Origin of the sequence: Kangsaoukella pontilimi, assembly GCF_009830125.1 — a bacterium.
Lineage (GTDB): Bacteria > Pseudomonadota > Alphaproteobacteria > Rhodobacterales > Rhodobacteraceae > Kangsaoukella > Kangsaoukella pontilimi.
This window is the reverse complement of sequence record NZ_WUPT01000001.1, coordinates 276,499-293,955: the sequence shown is the minus strand read 5'-3', so window position 1 is coordinate 293,955 and position 17,457 is coordinate 276,499. Positions and strand designations below refer to the sequence as shown.

Sequence of the window (17,457 nt, the reverse complement as noted above, 5' to 3'; positions counted from 1 at the left end):
GAGCCAAGGAGCAAGGGGGCTCTGCCCCCGGGCTCCTGCCGGAGCCTCCCCCGGGATATTTTCAAACAGGCGAAGCCAAGTGCGCTTTCATGTTCAAGCGCCCGCGTGTCGCCGCTAGGGTTCGCCAATGAGCCAGCCTGTGAGAGTCGCGGACAACCCGATGCTCGGCATCCTTCTGATGCTGGCCTTTTGCGTGCTCGCGCCGTTCGCGGATGCGGTGGCCAAGCTTTTGGGCACGCGGTTCGACGTGGGGCAACTGGTCCTGATCCGTTTCGCGGCGCAGGCGGCGATCTTTGCGGCAATCGCTCTGGCGATGGGCCGGTTCGAATGGCCGACGGGACGGGTCGGGCGGCTGGTGATCTGGCGGACGGGGCTGCACATCATCGGCACGGGTACGATGTTCCTGGCGCTGACCTTTCTGCCGCTGGCGGACACCATCGCCATCGCCTACGTGATGCCCTTTCTGGTCCTTCTGCTGGGCTTCCTGTTTCTGGGCGAGGCCGTCGGACCGCACCGGATCGCCGCCTGCATCGTCGGCTTCGTCGGCACGCTGATGGTCATCCAGCCGAGTTTCGCCGCCGTAGGCTGGCCCGCACTGCTGCCCGTGGTGGTGGCGGTGGATTTCGCCGCCTTCACGCTGGTCACGCGGGCTGTCGCCAAGGATATCGACCCTGTGGCGCTTCAGGCGGCGTCGGGGATCATGGCGGTGGCGGTTCTGGCTCCGGCGATGCTGATCCTGTCACCCCTCGGGGTGCCGGGGGCCGGTATCACGATGCCGGGCGGCGGAGACTGGGGGCTTCTGGTGCTGATGGGGCTCCTGGCGCCGATCGGGCACCTGTTCTTTGCCTTTGCGCTCAGGATCGCACCGTCCGCCACGCTGGCGCCCATGCAGTACCTGGAAATCCCCGTGGCCGCGGTTCTGGGCTGGCTGATCTTCCGCGAGTTTCCGAACGGGCTGGCGCTGGCCGGGATCGTGGTGACCGTGGCCGCAGGGCTTTACGTCGTGCTGCGGGAGCGCCGGCTCAGCCGCGGAGCGCCGACAACGCCGCGGGGAGTGCCGCCCGCGGAAGGATGATCAGCATTCCGGGCGCGTCGAAGGCGAGGCTCACCTGCCCCGTCGCCTCGTTCGAGGTGCCGACGCGGCCCATCGGGTCGAGGTCCAGCCCGTCGATGGGCCAGCGGAGCCCGGTCGAGCGGCCCCGGACGGGCGCCATCGGGAAGAGAGACACCCGCGTGCCGGGCAAAAGGTCCAGCGTGCAGGCGTCGGGCGCCGCGAAAATCACATCCTCTGCGTCGATGAGCGCGGTCGGCGGCCCGACCCGACGCGCAAGAACCGAGACGGCGGCGAGCGCATGGTCCGACCGGCCGCCGGTAAAGCCCGTGGCGAGGATGAAAGGCGCGTCGATGCGGGACAGGCATTTCTCGAAATCGGTGCTGTCCTGCTCGGCCACGTGGTGGATGCGGTCCTCGGGAAGCGCGTTGCGCGTGGCCGGATCGAGCGAATCGAGGTCGCCGATCACGCGGTCGGGCATATGCCCCCAGCCAAGGACGAAGTCCGCGCCGCCATCGGCTGCCACCAGCGTCGGCGCCGATTTCAACGCTTCGTCAAGGTCTTCGCGCCTAGGATCGCCCGCGCCGATCAAGGTCACGCCGCCCCGGGATTGCACTTGTGCCCTATCCATGTCCGAATAGTCTCATGCCCGGTTCAGCCCGCCACATTTCTGTCGCGAAAATAACCCGCGATTACCATAAGAGCGTTCCTATTTCCGTCCCGTCGCTTGGTAAACAGAATGTTGAACAATCGGCAGAAAAGGCCGCGCACTGATGAGTGACCAGAACAAAATCCTGACCGTTTCCTACGGGACTTTCAGCTGCACGCTCGAAGGGTTCGACGATCCGTTCGGCACGATGCGCGGGATTGCCGAGTATTTCCGGGACCTCGCCGCCGAGGACCGCTATTTCGGGGCCGAGCCGCCGACGCCGGACGTGGAAGCGCTGCAGGCCATTGCGCAGAAGGCGATCCGGAACCGGGTCGATGCCCGCGTGGGCGAGACGGGTATTGCGCTTCGTGCGACAGATACGGTCGAGGATGCCGAGATCGCCGAGGCGCCTGCGCCGCGGTCCGAGCCTGCTTCAGAGGCCGCGCGCGCGCCCGAGCCGGCCCAGCCCGAGGTCGCAGAAGCGCCAGTTGCGGAGGCTGCGCCTGCGCGTGCCGAGGAGGTGTCCGACACCGCGCCTCTGGCGTTTGACGACGATTACCTGATGGCGGACGAGCCAGAGGATGTGCTGACCGTCGACATCGACGCCGCCCCCGCGCGCCGCGAAGGCGCGCCGGAAAGCATCGCGGAAAAACTCCGCCGCATCCGCGCCGTGGTGTCCCGCAATATCGAACCCGCGCAAAGCGCCGTTCCCGGCTTCGACGCCGAGGATCAGGGCGATGACGACGCGTCGGCCCTTGCGCCCCCCCGCCCCCGCCGCGACCGCGCGCTGACCGAGACCATCGCGTCGATCTCTGCCGATATCGCCGAGGACGAGGACGAAACCTTCGAAGCCGCGGACGACGCGCACGCGACTGCGGCGCCTGAAACCGAAGAGAGCCGCGCCGCTGCCGAGACCGCGCCCGAGGCCGGTTCGAATGCGGTGGACGCCGCGGATGATGCCGAAGACGACGAGGTCCACGAGGCGGAATTCCTGTCCGGGGACGCGCCCGACGAGTTCGAGGACGACGACTTTGACGACGACGACTTCGACGACGTTGAGGACATCCGCGATGCCGCTCCTTCTGCGCCGGTCACGGAAACCGGCGAGGATGACGGCGATCACACCGCGCAAGACGCCGCCAGCGTCGCCGCGACGATCGCGGCGCTGAACAAGGCACGCGTCGATGAAGAGCCGGTGACCGAAGCTCTTGATGAAGACGACGAGGACGCTGTTGCCGAGACTGAGACCCCCGAGTGGGATTTGCTGGCCGACGACGATGACATTGCGCCCACGGAAGTGTCGGCAAAGGCCCGCGAGGACGCTGAAGCGCTGGCCTGGGCACCGCCGGTCGATGACGTGGCCGAGTTGGACACTGCCGAAGATGCGGTGGAGCTGGCGCCCACAGCCGATGCAAAGGTTGAGACCGATCTGGACGACCACTCTGACGATGCCGCGGATGCGGATGAGGACGAGGCTCCTGCAGCGACTGCATCGGCGGATGACGTCGAAAAGGCAGAGACGCATGAGGACGACGCCACCCGTTCGGCGGCCGAAACCCTTGAACCGCTGTCGGAAACCAACGGCAATGTCGGCCGCCTTCTGAAGGAGACCGACCAGAAATTCGCAGAGGACGAAGGCGTCCGCCGCCGCCGCGTGATCAGCCAGATGCGCGCCGCCGTGGCCGCGACCAAGGCCGACCGCTTCTTCTCGAAAAGCGTCAGCCCGGAAGAGAAGACCGAGGCCGAGCAGAGCCCCTATCGCCGCGATCTGAACCGGGTCATCACCTCCGAGGTCACACCCGGACCGATCTCGGCGCAGCCCTCCGAAGAACCGGCGGTCAAGGCCGCTCCCGTTCAAGAGGCGGCGCCAGAGCCGCGCAAGCCCGCGCCGCTGGTCCTTGTGTCGTCGCAACGCGTCGATGCCGAGCCGACACCCGTCGCGCCCCGCCCCGCCAAGCCTGTCGGCACATCGGGCAGCTTTGCCGAGTTTGCCGCCGACATGGGTGCGGAAGAGCTTCCCGATCTTCTGGAAGCCGCCGCCGCCTATTCCGCCTTCGTGGAAGGCCAGCCGCATTTCTCGCGCCCCGAGATCATGAAGCGTGTGGCCCGGATCGACCCGGCCCTATCGCTGTCGCGTGAGGCGGGGCTCAGGTCCTTCGGGATGCTGCTCCGGCAGGGGAAGATCCGCAAACTTCAGCGCGGTCAGTTCACCATCGCCGAAGATACGCGTTTCAACCCCGCGCATCGGATCGCCGGGGAATAACAGCCGCGTCCATTCGGACAGAACGCCGCCCGCCGGGCGGCGTTTTCCTTTGCATCATTGGAAAAACCGCGACTGCCACACTCGAATTCCGCCCCGTCCCGCTTGCCTTGTGGCGGGATGCGGCTTAGCACGGGTGCGCAGCGCCGAAAGGACTATCGCCCGATGTCAGACGATCCGAAAACGCTCGTGTCCACCCAGTGGCTGGCCGATCACCTCGGAAACCCGGATCTGCGGATTTTCGACGCGTCTTGGTATCTGCCCGACATGGGCCGCGATGCCCGCGCGGAATACGAGAAAACCCACATTCCGGGCGCGCGCTTTTTCGATATCGACGAGATCAGCGACCACCGCTCCGCCCTGCCCCATACCGTGCCGCCGGTCGAGAAGTTCATCAGCCGGATGCGCGCGATGGGCGTGGGCGACGGTCATCAGGTGGTGGTCTATGACGGCGCGGGACTGTTTTCCGCCGCACGTGTCTGGTGGCTGTTCCGGCTGATGGGCAAGACCGACATCGCCGTTCTGGACGGCGGCTTCGCGAAATGGACCGCCGAGGGCCGCGAGGTCGAGGACATGCCCCCCCTGATGCGCGACCGGCACATCACCGTGACGCGCCAGAACCAACTGATCAAGGACGTGACGCAGGTGGCACGCGCCTCGAAACTGGGTGATCACGAGATACTGGACGCCCGCGCGCCGGGCCGCTTCGCCGGCGCCGAACCCGAGCCGCGGGAAGGTCTGCGCGCGGGTCATATCCCCGGATCGAAGAACGTGCATTACCGGACGCTTCTGAACGATGACGGCACGATGAAGGGCCCGGCCGCGCTTCGTGCAGTGTTCGAGGGGGCGGGCGTGGACCTGTCGCGCCCCGCCATCACCACATGCGGATCAGGCGTGACAGCGGCGATCATCAGCCTGGCGCTGGAACGGATCGGGCATAGGGACCACGCGCTTTATGACGGGTCATGGTCGGAATGGGGCATGTATCCCGACCTGAAGGTCGAGACGGGATGACCATCGAACCGGCCGGAACCAAGCTCGATTACACGGTCACATGGCTCGAGATGACCGAATGCCCCGACTGGGGCTGGCCGCCCTTGCCGGTGTCCTCGAATACCTCGCTTATCCGGTCGGTCAATCCGCCCGTCTGGTGGTTTCTCGCGCTCTACGACGCGGTGGGCCGGGATTATGCGTGGGAAGACATCCACAAGCGCGAGCATGACGAGATCGCGGAGTGGCTGGCAAGCGAGCGCATGTCGCTTTACGTGCTGATGGGCGATGGCTGGCCGCAGGGCTTCTTCCTGCTGGAAGACATGGGCAATGGCGAGGTCGACCTTGCCTATTTCGGGATGGTGCCGGACGCGGTGGGCAAGGGGCTGGGAAGCTGGCTTCTGAAAACCGCGATCCTGACGGCCTGGGCGCGCCCGGGCGTCTCGAAACTGACCGTCAATACCTGCACGCTGGATCACCCGCGTGCGCTCCAGACCTATCAGAAAGCGGGATTCGTGCCGGTCCGGCGCGAAGACCGCAGCCGCATCACGACACGGGACCGCGATCTGTCCCGCATTCCAGACTGAGGACACCCCAATGCTGACCGACCTGAAGCCGCAACCCGCCGACAAGATCCTGGCCCTGATGGAGGCCTTCCGCGCCGACCCGCGCGAGACCAAGATCGACCTGGGCGTCGGCGTCTACCGCAATGCCGAGGGCGTGACGCCCGTGATGCGCGCCGTTAAGGCGGCCGAGCGGCAACTGGTCGAGACGCAGGAGACCAAGGCCTATACCGGTCTTGCCGGCGACCCGGCCTATGCCGCGGCGATGCGCGGCCTGATCCTGGGCGATGCGGCCCCTGCGGACCGGATCGCCGCCGTGGCGACGCCCGGCGGGACCGGCGCGGTCCGGCAGGGGCTGGAGCTGATGCAATATGCCGACCGGGCGGCGACGATCTGGCTTTCGGCGCCCACTTGGCCCAACCACCCGTCCATCGTGCGCTATCTGGGCGTGCCGATGAAGGAATACCGCTATTTCGATGACGCCACCCGGATGGTGGATTTCGACGGCATGATGGCCGACCTGGCCGGAGTCAAGGCGGGCGATCTGGTCCTGCTTCATGGCTGCTGCCACAACCCGACGGGCGCGAACCTGACGGAAGAGCAATGGCAGACGGTGGCGGATCACCTCGAAAAGACCGGGGCGATCCCCTTCATCGACATCGCCTATCAGGGCTTCGGTGACGGTCTGGACGAGGACGCCTATGGCACCCGTCTTCTGGCGAGCCGCCTGCCAGAGGTCATCATCGCGGCGAGCTGTTCGAAGAATTTCGGCGTCTACCGCGAGCGGACGGGCCTTCTGATGGCGATCGCGCCCAACACGAAGGCCCGGGGCGAGGCGCAGGCGACGCTCGCCTTCCTCAACCGCCAGAACTATTCCTTCCCGCCCGATCACGGGGCCCGCGTGGTCCAGATGATCCTCGACACGCCGGAGCTCCGGCAGGACTGGGCATCGGAACTGGAAGACGTGCGGCTCGGAATGCTGGACCTGCGCGAACAGCTGGCCTCGGCCCTGCGTCAGAGAACGAATTCCGACCGGTTCGATTTCATCGCCGGGCACCGGGGCATGTTCTCGCGCCTTGGCGCGACGCCGGAACAGGTGGCCGCAATGCGGGAAGAGCACGGCATCTACATGGTGGGCGACAGCCGGATGAACATCGCGGGGCTGAATGCGGCGACCGTGCCGATCCTGGCCGACGCGATCGTCGCCGCGGGCGTCTGAGAGGGGGGCTGTCTGCCCCCTCCGCGCGCTGGCGCGCGCATTCACCCCCGAGGATTTTCCGGACCCAAAGAAGGAGCCGTTAACCTTAATGCGCGTTAAGGTTAATGCGCCCTTCTTCGCGCCATTGCGGGAAAAAGCTACCGGCTGGCGCGCGTCGGTCTGGTTTTCTTTGGGTCCGGAAAATCCCGGGGGAGGCGTGCAGGGCACGCCGGGGGCAGAGCCCCCTACCCGTTCCGCCGCAAGACCGCTCCGGCAAGGTAGAGCGATCCCGCGATCAGAACCCGCGCATCCGGTGCGTCCCGCACGATATCCGCGAGCGCCGCGTCAAGGCTATCCGACACTTGGGACGGCAGCCCGACACGCCCCGCCGCCGCCGCCGTCGCCTCGGGCGGCAGCGTCGCGCTTTCGCCCGGGATCGCAATGGCGCGCAGAGAGTCAACCTCGGCCGCGAGCGGGCGAAGATATCCTTCCACATCCTTGGTCGACAGCATTCCGCAGATCAGGTGGGTCGGCCGTTTCGGCATGGCCCGCAGCACCGCTGCGAGCGCCTGACCCGCAGCCGGGTTGTGGCCGCCGTCGAGCCAGAGTTCGGCCCTGGGCGCAGCCTCGACCAAGGGTCCGGTCTTCAGGCGCTGCATCCGCGCGGGCCAGTAGGCATTCGTCACGGCGCCCTCGGCGGCCTCTTCCCCGAAGCCGAGGTGGCGAAGGGCCGCGATGGCCATGCCCGCATTGCCGATCTGATGTGCGCCTAGCAGGTTGGGCAACGGCAGGTCGAGCAGCCCGGTCTCGTCCTGATAGATCATGCGGCCACGTTCTTCGAAGGCGTGCCAGTGCTGACCGTGGGCCAGGACCGGCGCACCCAGACGCGCGGCTTCCGCCTCGATCACCTCGAGCGCCTCGTCATGCTGAGGACCGACGACGACAGGGACGCCGCGTTTGATGATCCCCGCCTTCTGGTACGCGATCTCGCCCACGGTCTCGCCCAGGAATTGCTGGTGGTCGAGGTCCACCGTCGTGATGATCGTCAGCGCCGGCTTGTCCACGACATTGGTCGCATCGTGCCGTCCGCCGAGCCCGACCTCGAGAAGCGTCCAGTCGGCGGGCGTCTCCGCAAAGGCGAGAAAGGCCGCCACGGTCGTGATCTCGAAATAGGTGATCTGGCCGCCGCCATTCGCCTCGTAGACCCGGTCGAGGATCTCGGTCAGACGCTCTTCCGAGATGATCTCGCCCGCGACGCGGATACGTTCATGAAACCGCGCCAGATGGGGCGAGGTATAGGCGTGGGCGCTCTGGCCCGCCGCTTCCAGCCCGGCGCGGATCATGGCCTGGGTCGAGCCCTTGCCATTCGTGCCGGCCACATGGATCACGGGTGGAATTTTGAGATGCGGATCGCCCACGGCCTCAAGGCAGCGCCCCATGCGATCGAGCGTCAGGTCGATCACCTTGGGATGAAGCGCCATCATGCGTTCGAGGATGGCGTCGGAACCGTTCGTCATTCTGTCGGACCTACTGGGGTGCGATGCGCTATTCGGCGGCCTTGGGCTCTGGCGTGGGCTCGGGTTCCTCGGCGGGCAAATCCGGCGGCGGCAGGTCGCCCATGACGGCAGGCGGAAGCCCCATGAGCATTCGTGTGATCGTCACCAGTTCGAGCTTCATGTCGCGGCGATGCGTCACCCGGTCGAGCATGCCGTGATCCAGCAGATACTCGGCCCGCTGGAAGCCTTCGGGCAGCTTTTCGCGGATGGTCTGCTCGATCACGCGGGGGCCGGCGAAGCAGATGAGCGCGTTCGGCTCGGCGATATGGACGTCCCCCAGCATCGCGTAGGACGCCGTGACGCCGCCCGTGGTCGGGTGGGTCAGGACCACGATATAGGGCAGGCCCGCATCGCGCAGCATCTCGACGGCAACGGTGGTACGGGGCATCTGCATCAGGGACAGGATACCCTCCTGCATCCGTGCGCCGCCCGCAGCAGAGAACAGGATCAGGGGCCGCTTCAACTCGACCGCGCGCTCGGCGGCGGCGATGATGGCGTTGCCCACATACATGCCCATGGAGCCAGCCATGAAGCTGAAATCCTGCGCCGCCGCGACGATGGGCGTACGCCCGATCTCGCCTTCCGCGACAAGCATCGCCTCTTTCTCGCCGGTCTGTTTCTGGGCGGCCTTGAGGCGTTCGGGATACTTCTTCTGATCGCGGAAATGCAGCGGATCCGCCGTTGGGAGGGGCACTTCGACCTCGACGAAAACACCGTTGTCGAACAGGGCCGTGAACCGGTCACGGGGGACCAGTTGCATATGGTGGTCGCAATTCGTGCAGACGTTCAGATTGTCGGCCAGTTCCCGATGAAACAGCATCGTCCCGCATTCCGGGCACTTGGTCCAGAGGTTCTCAGGGACTTCCCGCCGCGAAAACAGCGAGTTGATCTTGGGTCTGACGTAGTTGGAAATCCAGTTCATGCGCGGGCCTTCGGTTCCCGTTTTGCCTGACAGAAATAATCGTCCCGCCGGGGGAATGCAACGCAAAGGGTCATGACGCGGTCGCCCGGCGGATCGCGTACCAGACCCCGAGCAGGATCAGGACGTCGAACAGCATGAAGGGCGAAAGCGTGATCGGCTCGAGCAGGCTCTCGTTCGTGCGCCAGAACCCAAGCCCCGTGACCGAGCCCTCCGTCGCCACGACGAGGACGGCAAGGGCGTTGTTCCCGAAGTGCCAGCCCCAGGCCGCGCCGAGCGATCCGGTCCGCGCGGTCAGGTCGCCCGCCAGAAGGCCGAAAAGGGCGGCGAAACCCACGTAAAGCCAGGCATTTCCGCCCGGCAGGCCGGGTGCGAAATGCGCGAAACCAAAGAGCAGCGCGGGCAGAACCAGCCAGAGGATCGGACTGCGGAACCGGGCGGCAAGCTGGCTTTGAAGGTATCCCCGGAAGAACAGCTCTTCGGCGCCGGTCTGCATCACAAGCGCCACGAGCGCGAAAGGGAGCCAGAAGAGCCAAGTCGACAGGTCGAGATTGCGCACGACGCCCGTTTCGCCCTGTGCGAGGCTGCGGGCCAGAAAGAGGACGCTCGCCACAAGAAGGGTAATGCCGGCGGCAATGGCGAAATGCCTGAGCACGCGCGGCCCGCGTCCGATCAGCGACTGCCGTGAGCGGCCCTGCCAGAGCGCCGCCGCCGCAAGTGTGGCAAAGGCCAGACCGCCGACCAGCACGAGGTAGAGAATCGAGCGCGAAGGGACATCAGCCGCTCCGCCGAACATCAGCCGCATGGCGCTGGCCAATCCCTCTCCCTCGACAAGGGCCACCGCGAGTATCGCAGCGCCAGCCCACAGGAAGGTCAGAAGGATCGCCGTGACGGCGCCCGCGATCAGCCGCCAGAGCGCAGGGCGATGGCGTGCGGCCTCGATCATTGGGGTGTAGGGCGCGTAAGACATTGCCGAGAGCTATGGTGGCCGGGTGGCAGGGTCAACGCCCAACCCTGTCCGGAGGTGACGCGGTAAGATGGGATTAACCAAAATCGGCTAGGTTGCCCGCATTTGTCGGGGCCTGTCTTGAAAACCCTTTGCCTGATCTCTTTTCTGAGCGCTTTGCCGCTCGTTGCTGCGCCGGGGCCGGTCCTTGGCGGCCATTTGGCCGGGGACGGCGCGCTGATGGCGGAGCCGTTTCAGGGCGCGGGCCTCACCTCGCGCGGCGCGCCGTTTTCCTTTGGGGCCGATACGGACGCGCCGTGGCACGGCCAAAGCTTTCGCGCTGGCAGACCTCTCTGGTCCGAGTGTCCGTCCCGTCCCTGCCTGCCGGCGACTGCGCGACCGATGATGCCCGGGTTCCCGTCAGGCGAAGGACCGCCACCGGGTCTGTCGAAAACGGATATCGGCGTTGTCCCCCTGCCCGGAGCCCTGACGGTCTACGCGGCGGCCCTGTCGGCCATGGGCGTGGGGATTGCCCGCAGGCGGCGCCTAAAACGGCCAATCCGGCCCCGAAAGTGACCAAGGGCGCTTGCCCGCCGCCGCGCCGTCGCCTATCCCTCTGGCGATCTGCCGAGGGAGGCCCATGATGCTCAAGAAGAAATTCGACAAATCCAATCTGCCCAGCCGCCACGTGACCGAGGGCCCCTCGCGCGCGCCGCACCGGTCCTATTACTACGCCATGGGCATCTCGGAAGAAGAGATCGCGCAGCCCTTCGTCGGCGTCGCGACCTGCTGGAACGAAGCGGCCCCCTGCAACATCGCGCTTAACCGTCAGGCGCAGGCGGTGAAGATGGGCGTGAAGGCCGCAAGCGGCACGCCCCGCGAATTCACCACGATCACCGTGACCGACGGGATCGCCATGGGCCACGAGGGCATGCGCTCGTCTCTGGCCAGCCGCGAGGCCATCGCGGACACGGTCGAGCTGACCATGCGCGGCCATTGCTATGACGCGCTGGTGGGTCTGGCGGGCTGCGACAAGTCGCTTCCCGGCATGATGATGGCGATGGTGCGCCTGAACGTGCCGTCGGTCTTCATCTACGGGGGCTCGATCCTTCCGGGCCGGCTGAACGGTCAGGACGTCACCGTGCAGGACGTGTTCGAAGCCGTGGGCCGTCACCAGGCGGGCGATTATTCGGACGAAGAGCTTGCCGTGCTCGAGCGCGTCGCCTGCCCGTCGGCGGGCGCCTGCGGCGGCCAGTTCACGGCGAACACCATGGCCTGCGTCAGCGAGGCGATCGGCCTTGCGCTGCCGAACTCGTCGGGCGCCCCCGCCCCCTATGAGAGCCGCGACCAGTATGGCGAGGCCTCGGGCGAGGCGGTGATGAACCTGCTTGAAAAGAACATCCGCGCCCGCGACATCGTCACGCTGAAGTCGCTGCAGAACGCGGCGCGCGTCGTGGCCTGCACGGGCGGCTCGACCAATGCCGGTCTGCATCTGCCCGCCATCGCGCATGAGGCGGGGATCGACTTCGACCTCGACGATGTCTGCGAGATCTTCCGTGACACGCCCTATTTCGTCGACCTGAAGCCGGGCGGCAAATACGTGGCCAAGGACCTTTACGAGGCTGGCGGCGTACCGGTCGTGATGAACGAGTTGCGGAAGGCCGGTCTGATCCATGAGGACTGCATCACCGCCACCGGCGAGACGATGGGCGAAGAGCTGGACAAGATCACCCGCAAGGCCGATGGCCGCGTGATCTATCCGGTCGAGACGCCGATCACCAAAACGGGCGGTGTCGTCGGGCTGAAGGGCAACCTCGCCCCCGAGGGCGCCATCGTGAAGGTGGCCGGCATGTCCGAAGCCGATCAGGTCTTCACCGGCCCGGCCCGCGTCTTCGAATGCGAGGAAGACGCCTTCGCCGCCGTCCGTGCGCGCGAATACAAGGAAGGCGAGGTCATCGTCATCCGGAACGAAGGCCCTGCCGGCGGCCCCGGCATGCGCGAGATGCTGGCCACCACGGCGGCGCTGTCCGGTCAGGGCATGGGCAAGAAAGTCGCGCTGATCACCGACGGCCGCTTCTCGGGTGCGACGCGCGGGTTCTGCGTGGGCCATGTTGGGCCGGAAGCCGCGCATTGCGGCCCCATCGCCTTGATCCGCAATGGCGACATGATAACCATCGACGCGATCAAAGGGGCCTTGTCGGTCGACCTGACCGACGAGGAGCTGGAAGAACGGAAAAAGGACTGGGCCGGCCCGAAGCCGACGATCTACGCCTCCGGCGCGCTGTGGAAATACGCGCAGCTGGTGGGGTCGACGCGTCTGGGCGCCGTGACCCATCCGGGCGCGAAAGAGGAGGCCCATGTCTACATGGACCTTTAAGATCACCGCTCTGGCCGCCGCCCTCGGGCTGGCGGCCTGTTCGGGGGGCTTCGACATCACCAGGAACGCGCCGCAGGCAGTGAAGCTGCCGAGCGGCGTGGTCGTCAGCGGCACGCGCGGCTGGTGCGTGGACGAGACGACGACCCGTGCCGATGGCGACGCGTCGGTCGTGGTCTTCGGAAGCTGCGCGGCCATCGCCAAGAACGCGCTCCTGCCCCGCCCCGGCGTGCCGGGCGTCATCACCGTTTCCGTGGACAACAGCACATCCGGCACCGCGCCGGCCGAGGTGCTGGACGCGTTCTTCGCTACCGAGCGGGGCCGCGCCGCGCTTGCCCGCGACGGTCGCGCGTCGAGCGTGCGTATTCTCGAGACGCGTCAGTCCCGAAACGCGCTCTTTCTCCACGCGGTCGACCGCAGCCCGCTGGCCGACGATGCCGCCGAGGATTACTGGCGCGCGATATTCGATCTTGGCGGGCGTTTTGTCAGCGTGTCGCTCGTCGGTCTGTCCGAGGCCCCGATCCCGCGCGAAGAGGGTCTGAGAACTCTGGAAGCCCAGATCGAGCGGCTTCGCGCGGCGAACAGCTGACGGCGCAGAGCGCCACGCGAAACCCCGAGTTATCCACAGGAAACCGGCCCTCATATCCGTTTGATCACTTGCCCGGATATGGGGCGGGTGGCTAGACTGGCTACAAGATGATGTGGCGATCAGGCAAATGAGCGGGCTTTTGAGCGGTGTCCTCGACCGGCGCACCCTGCGTCGCTGGTCGCGTGCCGCTGAAGAGGCTGAAACGCTGGACCCCGTGCAGCTTCAGCGGCTGCGTCAGCGGGCCCGCGCGCTTGGCAAGCGGGTGGACAAGGCGCTTTCAATTGCCGAGGGGCGCCTACAGCTTCCGCTTGCGGGTCACGCCGCGATCCGCCGGCCCATGCATTCCGACTGGGCCTGGCGGCCCGATCTCTGGACCTATCCGGCCTCGCCCCCCGGCCTCGCCGCCGTGCGCACCAAGACGCCGTTCGGGAAAGAGGCGAAACTCTTCCATGACTGTCCGCTGTCGGAACTCACGATCCGCCAGATCCGGAACACTTCGCCCGAGGATGTCGCGCCTTTCGGCCTCAGGCTGGACGTTTTCCGCTTCGACGGCTCGTTCCTGAGCCTCGTCCTCGACCTGCCCCGCGAGGCAACCGAGGGTCTGACCCGCCGTCATGTGATCCGCCTTGAGATCCGGGCCGAGACCGAGAGCCCGCTGGAGATCTTCGGGCGGCTGAACGTCAAGCACGGCCCCAATGTCGAGCAGATCGTCCGCGAGTTCGACCGCGACCGGGGCGAGGCGATGGTGGAATTCGATCTCGGCCCGACGGCACTCGACGAGCGGCGGGTCGAGCGCGCGTGGCTGGACCTGATCTTCGAAGGCCCGGACATGAACCAGATCATCCTTGGCGACGTGACCATGTCGCGCCGCCCCCGGGCGGAGGTCTGAGGGTGGCGGGTCTGGTCCTGACACGGATGCGGCTGGCCGGCGGGGTCTGGGAGGGGCTTCTCTCGGGCCGTGGCGAGCTGCCGCCCCTGCGGGTCCGCCACCGCGACCAGCTGGTGGCCGAGCCCGAAGCCGAGGCGGTCGCGGGCGGCTGGTTCGTGCGCTTCCGCCTGCCGCTGGACCGGCTGTCGGACGGGGTGCAGACCTTCGTGATCGAGGACGCCTCGACGGGCGATGCGCTGGCGCATGAAACGATCATCGCGGGCGATGCCGCAGAGCAGGACCTGTCCGCCGAGGTCATGCTGCTCCGCGCCGAGCTCGACATGCTCAAGCGCGCCTTCCGCCGTCACTGCGCCGAGGGCTGATCGTCCGGCGGCCCTGCGACGGGCGGCGCAACACGGGCGCGGCCCTTCAGCATCGCTTCGCGGATCGCGATGAAGCTGACCGAAGCAAGGATGACCATGCCGCCCAGGACGACCCAGATGTCGATCCCCTCTCCGAAGACCAGCCAGCCCAGAAGCGTCGCCCAGACCAGTTGCAGGAAAGTGGCGGGCTGTGTCACCGCGACAGGCGCGGCCCGAAAGGCCAGCGTCATCGTGTAGTGGCCCGCCGTTGCGAAGACGGCGACGAGAAACATCCAGCCCAGCTCTGCCGGTGTCGGCGTCCGCCAGACGGTTGCGGCGAAGGGCACAAGCCCGAGGGTAACCGATAGGGACAAAAGCCCCACGACGACCGCCGGCGACAGGTCGTCCGACAGGCGCTTCGCGCTCAGGTAGCTGACAGCGAACAGGATCGCGGTCGCCAGCATAGCGAGGTGGCCGTCGGTCACCTCGCGCAGACCGGGGCGCAGGATCAGGACTGCGCCGAGGAATGCCACCATCACCGCGGCGATCCGGCGGCGCTGCAGGCGCTCGCCCAGAAAGAGCGCGGCCCCGAGGGTGATGTAGACCGGCGAGAGGTAGTTCATCGCCGTCACCTCGGCCACCGTGATCCGCGTCATCGCGTAGAACCAGAGGATGACGCCAAGGGTATGCGCCATACCGCGGAGCGCCGCCAACCTCAGATGAACAGGCGTGATGCGCGCCGCCAGCATCGGGCGGATCATCGGGATCAGGAACACAAGGCCCAGCGCATAGCGCAGAAACGCCGCCTCCGCCGCCGGCAGGTCCGCCGCGCCATGCTTCACCACTGCCGTGACCGCGACGAAGAAAAGTCCCGTCACCAGCATCCAGAGAACGCCGGCCACGGGTCGCGAGGCTATCGGGCCGGCGGGGTGGGTCATTCTGGCCTTATGCGCCCGCGCCGGCCCGCGCTCAAGACGTCACGAGCAGAACGGCGAGCGACCACATCAAGAGCGCCATTCCCCCGTCGAGAACCCGCCAGGCCGTGGGCGACGCGAAAACCGGCTGCAACAGACGTGCGCCATATCCGAGCGCCAGGAAGAACACGGCCGAGGCACTGAACGCGCCGGTGCCAAAGGCCCAGCGTCCGGCTCCGTAGCCGGACGCGACCGAGCCGAGAAAGACGACCGTATCAAGATAGACATGCGGGTTCAGCCAGGTCAGCGCCAGACAGGTCGCCGCCGCGCGCCCCGCGCTCTCGACGCCATTGGCCGCCGGATCGAGCGCCTTCGGCGGCCCGAGCGCAGCGCGCAGGCTCATAGCGCCATAGACGGCGAGAAACCCGGCGCCCGCCCACTTGATCCAGCGCTCGGCCTCCGGCACCGCCCCGACCAGCGCACCGAAGCCCGCGACGCCTGCAAAGATCAGGATGAATTCCGAGAGGCAGCAGATCGCCACCACGAGGCCCACATGGCTGCCCTTCAGCCCCTGCCGGAGAACGAAGGCATTCTGCGCCCCGATCGCCAGGATCAGCGACGCGCTCAGTGCGAAACCGGCAAGATAGGCGCCCATGTCCCCGTCCTTCTTCTGTTCCGAAATACTCCGGGGGAGGCTCCGTCAGGAGCCGGGGGCAGAGCCCCTGACGCGCGGCCCGGTACGGGCCGCGCGGATCGGCTCCGTCAGGAGACGAAATCAGGCGGAGAGCTGCTCCATGACCTCGTCCGAGATCTCGAAATTCGCGGTGACGCGCTGCACGTCGTCATCGTCTTCCAGCACTTCGATCAGCCGCATCAGCTTCTGAGCGCCGTCGAGGTCCAGTTCCGTTGTGGTCGTGGGCTTCCAGATCAGCTTGGTCGATTCCGCCTCGCCCAGATCGGCTTCGAGCGCGGTCGACACTTCGTTCAGGTCGGTGTCGGCGGTGTAGATCGTGTGGCCCTCTTCCGAGCTTTCCACGTCCTCGGCGCCTGCCTCGATCGCCGCCAGCATGACGGTGTCCTCGTCGCCCACATCCGCCGCGTAGACGATCTCGCCCTTTCGCTCGAACATGAAGCTGACCGAGCCGGTCTCGCCCAGGTTGCCGCCATGCTTGCCGAAGGTCGAGCGCACGGTCGACGCGGTCCGGTTGCGGTTATCGGTCATCGCCTCGACAATGACGGCCACGCCGCCGGGGCCGTAGCCCTCGTAGCGGATTTCCTCGTAATCGTCGCCGTCACCGGCCTGGCTCTTGGAAATCGCACGCTCGATCACGTCCTTGGGGACCGAGTTCGACTTGGCTTCCTTGACGGCCAGACGCAGGCGCGGGTTCTTTTCGGGGTCCGGGTCGCCCATTTTGGCGGCCACGGTGATTTCTTTGGACAGTTTCGAGAACAGCTTCGAGCGGGCCGCATCCTGGCGCCCCTTGCGGTGCTGGATATTCGCCCATTTTGAATGGCCTGCCATGGCGCCTCAACCTTCAACGATGATCGTGATCGGCGACGGTATAGGCCGGTCGGAGTGTCAAGCGCAAGAGCGCCCGCGATTAACCTTCTGCGCGAAAATTTCTCCAAAAATTGAGGCAAATTACCTAAAGCCGTCGCCGCGCGGGCAGAAGTCCGGTTTTCCCCGGTTTTCAGTAATGAGTATCACATGTTCCCAGTCTCCTGCCATTGCGCCGGCCTGCCGGGCCGTGCCGCCCCCCCACGCTCTTTCAGGACGACCGACCGGAGGGCAGCGCCATGAGCGGACCCACGAACGGGCGCGCATTCGGCGCCTCTCTCGGCCATGATCGTCTCGGACAGCATCCCCTTCCAGATCGGCCTGCGCTCGACGCTTCGCGCAACCGGGCTCTTCCGCGAGCTGATATCCCTGACCGACGCCGAGGATGCGCTGCTGACGCTTGCGGACGAGCTCGTGGACATCGTGTTCGTCCATGCCACCCCTGAGGGGGACATCCCGTTGCTGGACAGGGCCGTTGGTTCGGATGTGGCAAGGTCGCTCGAAGGCCGCGTGGTCGTGCTGTGCGAAACGCCCCTGCCCGACGCGGAGGCGACGGCGCTCAAAGCACGGGCCGAGGTCCGCGACATCGTCGGTACGCCTCTCGCGGCCTCCGTGATCGAGCGGCTCGTGGAAGACCTTCCGCCGCGGCACGGCCGATAG

General features: G+C 66.7%; 18 protein-coding genes. 11 read left to right on the top strand and 7 right to left on the bottom strand.

Annotated features, from left to right (window positions below; translation table 11 throughout):
• Window positions 1-127 precede the first annotated feature (127 nt).
• Window positions 128-1,075 (top strand): DMT family transporter, encoded by a 948-nt coding sequence (locus GQ651_RS01560; RefSeq protein WP_160762459.1) that lies wholly within the window; start codon window positions 128-130, stop codon window positions 1,073-1,075.
• On the opposite strand, the gene GQ651_RS01555 is transcribed toward GQ651_RS01560, so the two are convergent.
• Window positions 1,023-1,682: a thiamine diphosphokinase gene (locus GQ651_RS01555; RefSeq protein ID WP_160762458.1), complete on the bottom strand. Its 660-nt coding sequence runs from the start codon at window positions 1,680-1,682 to the stop codon at window positions 1,023-1,025. The genes GQ651_RS01560 and GQ651_RS01555 overlap by 53 nt on opposite strands.
• A 142-nt stretch (window positions 1,683-1,824) precedes the next feature.
• On the opposite strand from GQ651_RS01555, the gene GQ651_RS01550 reads away from it, so the two are divergent.
• The 4 genes from GQ651_RS01550 (at window position 1,825) to GQ651_RS01535 (ending at window position 6,732) form a co-directional block, all read left to right on the top strand.
• Window positions 1,825-3,963 (top strand): hypothetical protein, encoded by a 2,139-nt coding sequence (locus tag GQ651_RS01550; protein WP_160762457.1) that lies wholly within the window; start codon window positions 1,825-1,827, stop codon window positions 3,961-3,963.
• 162 nt (window positions 3,964-4,125) lie between these two features.
• On the top strand, window positions 4,126-4,974 hold the full coding sequence (gene sseA / locus GQ651_RS01545; RefSeq protein WP_160762456.1) for a 3-mercaptopyruvate sulfurtransferase: 849 nt from the start codon (window positions 4,126-4,128) through the stop codon (window positions 4,972-4,974).
• The gene (locus GQ651_RS01540) at window positions 4,971-5,537 is read left to right on the top strand and encodes a GNAT family N-acetyltransferase (protein WP_160762455.1); all 567 of its coding nucleotides are present in this window, start codon (window positions 4,971-4,973) and stop codon (window positions 5,535-5,537) included. Before sseA ends, GQ651_RS01540 begins: the two co-directional genes overlap by 4 nt.
• Window positions 5,538-5,547: 10 nt before the next feature.
• Window positions 5,548-6,732 (top strand): amino acid aminotransferase, encoded by a 1,185-nt coding sequence (locus tag GQ651_RS01535; protein WP_160762454.1) that lies wholly within the window; start codon window positions 5,548-5,550, stop codon window positions 6,730-6,732.
• 224 nt (window positions 6,733-6,956) lie between these two features.
• Here the strand turns inward: GQ651_RS01535 and GQ651_RS01530 are convergent, their stop codons facing one another.
• From GQ651_RS01530 to GQ651_RS01520, 3 genes are all read right to left on the bottom strand, one after another.
• A complete protein-coding gene (locus GQ651_RS01530; RefSeq protein ID WP_160762453.1) occupies window positions 6,957-8,228 on the bottom strand; it encodes a bifunctional folylpolyglutamate synthase/dihydrofolate synthase in 1,272 nt (423 codons plus the stop codon).
• Between the two features lie 28 nt (window positions 8,229-8,256).
• Entirely contained in the window at window positions 8,257-9,189 is a 933-nt protein-coding gene (gene accD / locus GQ651_RS01525; RefSeq protein WP_160762452.1) for an acetyl-CoA carboxylase, carboxyltransferase subunit beta, read from the bottom strand.
• 70 nt (window positions 9,190-9,259) lie between these two features.
• Window positions 9,260-10,156, bottom strand: coding sequence for a CPBP family intramembrane glutamic endopeptidase (locus tag GQ651_RS01520; protein ID WP_160762451.1), 897 nt, complete (start codon window positions 10,154-10,156; stop codon window positions 9,260-9,262).
• A gap of 153 nt (window positions 10,157-10,309) precedes the next feature.
• Here GQ651_RS01520 and GQ651_RS01515 point away from each other — a divergent pair, with 153 nt between their 5' ends.
• The 5 genes from GQ651_RS01515 to GQ651_RS01495 all read left to right on the top strand — a co-directional run bounded on the left by GQ651_RS01515 (window position 10,310) and on the right by GQ651_RS01495 (window position 14,346).
• The gene (locus GQ651_RS01515; RefSeq protein WP_160762450.1) at window positions 10,310-10,708 is read left to right on the top strand and encodes a hypothetical protein; all 399 of its coding nucleotides are present in this window, start codon (window positions 10,310-10,312) and stop codon (window positions 10,706-10,708) included.
• Window positions 10,709-10,775: 67 nt separating this feature from the next.
• Window positions 10,776-12,509, top strand: coding sequence for a dihydroxy-acid dehydratase (gene ilvD, locus GQ651_RS01510; protein ID WP_160762449.1), 1,734 nt, complete (start codon window positions 10,776-10,778; stop codon window positions 12,507-12,509).
• Window positions 12,490-13,095, top strand: a complete 606-nt coding sequence (locus GQ651_RS01505; RefSeq protein WP_160762448.1) for a hypothetical protein — start codon at window positions 12,490-12,492, stop codon at window positions 13,093-13,095. Before ilvD ends, GQ651_RS01505 begins: the two co-directional genes overlap by 20 nt.
• Window positions 13,096-13,222: 127 nt before the next feature.
• On the top strand, window positions 13,223-13,984 hold the full coding sequence (locus tag GQ651_RS01500) for a DUF6478 family protein (RefSeq protein WP_160762447.1): 762 nt from the start codon (window positions 13,223-13,225) through the stop codon (window positions 13,982-13,984).
• A 2-nt stretch (window positions 13,985-13,986) separates the two neighbouring features.
• Complete coding sequence (locus GQ651_RS01495) at window positions 13,987-14,346, top strand: hypothetical protein (RefSeq protein WP_160762446.1); 360 nt, start codon at window positions 13,987-13,989, stop codon at window positions 14,344-14,346.
• Here GQ651_RS01495 and GQ651_RS01490 read toward each other — a convergent pair.
• The 3 genes from GQ651_RS01490 to GQ651_RS01480 form a co-directional block, all read right to left on the bottom strand.
• Entirely contained in the window at window positions 14,328-15,263 is a 936-nt protein-coding gene (locus GQ651_RS01490) for a DMT family transporter (protein ID WP_160762445.1), read from the bottom strand. The genes GQ651_RS01495 and GQ651_RS01490 overlap by 19 nt on opposite strands.
• A 31-nt stretch (window positions 15,264-15,294) precedes the next feature.
• Window positions 15,295-15,894, bottom strand: coding sequence for a LysE/ArgO family amino acid transporter (locus GQ651_RS01485; protein ID WP_160762444.1), 600 nt, complete (start codon window positions 15,892-15,894; stop codon window positions 15,295-15,297).
• Window positions 15,895-16,014: 120 nt separating this feature from the next.
• Entirely contained in the window at window positions 16,015-16,761 is a 747-nt protein-coding gene (locus tag GQ651_RS01480; protein WP_160762443.1) for a YebC/PmpR family DNA-binding transcriptional regulator, read from the bottom strand.
• A gap of 321 nt (window positions 16,762-17,082) precedes the next feature.
• On the opposite strand from GQ651_RS01480, the gene GQ651_RS01475 reads away from it, so the two are divergent.
• Window positions 17,083-17,457 carry a hypothetical protein gene (locus GQ651_RS01475; protein ID WP_160762442.1) on the top strand — a complete coding sequence of 125 codons (375 nt, stop codon included), beginning with the start codon at window positions 17,083-17,085 and terminating at the stop codon, window positions 17,455-17,457.